Source organism: Rhodococcus sp. O3, assembly GCF_048897285.1.
Lineage (GTDB): Bacteria > Actinomycetota > Actinomycetes > Mycobacteriales > Mycobacteriaceae > Rhodococcus.
This window is the reverse complement of the sequence record NZ_JBMBTE010000308.1, coordinates 1-1325: the sequence shown is the minus strand read 5'-3', so window position 1 is coordinate 1325 and position 1325 is coordinate 1. Positions and strand designations below refer to the sequence as shown.

Below are 1325 nucleotides of genomic sequence, written 5' to 3'. Positions count from 1 at the left end.
TACCAACTTATGGGCAACTTGGATTTCTGACAGATCATTGACGACCTAGAAGACATTGCGGTCGAGCAAGCGTCCGAGAAGCGAGTGATCCCTCACCTCGCAGTAAGTGGCGCCTTTCGCTGTCATGACCACGTCACGCCAGGCCGCGGCAGACTAACTTGTCCAGTGGTCCTCGAAGGTTCCACGGAGAACCGTGTCGCTGATGCCTGGTGGGCCAGGCTCGGGAGGGCCGGGCAGCGACCTCCGGAGACTGGCCCATCCATGGAGTCTTCCCACAGTTCTTCCGTGCTCGCAGTGTCGTCCTCACCCACGATTGGATCCTCGAGCGCCACGTCGTAGCCGTCGATTTCGGGTTCGTTCTCCGGGGCTGGATCGTGCGGACTGTCACAGTGGATCCTTCCGGGCCGGTCGGTCCGGGGCGTGCCAGTGGGTATTGCTCTGCAAGAAGGCCGCACCGCCACTCCACCGCTGCGATGCGTGCAACACCGATCAGATATGACTGTGCGTATTCCGGTCTCTCCCAGAGTCTGACATTCTTCTGGGGTCAGGCATGGATCCCGAGCATTCGAATTCCTATGGTGCCGAACTGGGCAGATCGGGATTCCGTCGGCTGAAGGGCCCTACCGACCGTCTCGCGATTGTGATGTAATCCACTCGTCGCCACCCTCCCCTGTGTGGCGATACAGACCCCGTCGGCGCCCCTAGCTTCAGCCGGCGGGGTCTGCTCCACTCCAAGAACTACCGCAGCACAGGAAGTCCTGTCACGATTGGACACGGGTCCAGTACTTCCGAGCACGCGGGGGATGCTTGGCGGTATCTGGATCCTCCCACGCCACCCACCACAGTGCCCCGCCTCGTCGGGAGGAAGCGGAGCACTGAATCGGCTACCCCTAACGCACCACGTGCAGCCAGTTGCAGCCACTAGCAGTCTACGGCGGTGAGAATTTGCCCGAACGCGACAGCGCCCCGCCTCCCAGCGAACAGAGACGGGGCGCCTGGGGCCGCAGAGAACAGTCGGGGGTCGATCTCTGCGGCCAACCGCGTAATCGGACAGAACAGACCGAGCGTTACGAAGTTGCAGGCTCGGCATTCCCACCGGCGCCGAGGATCACCTGGTACTTCTCGATCCTGACGTGGTCCCCATCGTTGAGCGTCGTCACAGAGTCGATCATGTAGGTGATCTGCGACGAGGAGTCCTGGACCGTACTCACGCGCGGCGCCATTGACCATGAGCCGAATCTCCTGCTGATGAAGACAACACCGGTGTTGAACTTGACCTGCGCGCGAGTCGTTGTCATCCTTGAGCCCGGCCGTGGAGTATGCGG

1 protein-coding gene is annotated in these 1325 nt (G+C 61.7%); it reads right to left on the bottom strand.

Translation table 11 applies throughout. From position 1 onward, the window contains the following. Window positions 1-1067: 1067 nt before the first annotated feature. A partial coding sequence (locus ACN675_RS29165; protein WP_420754116.1) for a hypothetical protein occupies window positions 1068-1325 on the bottom strand: 258 nt, incomplete at its 5' end.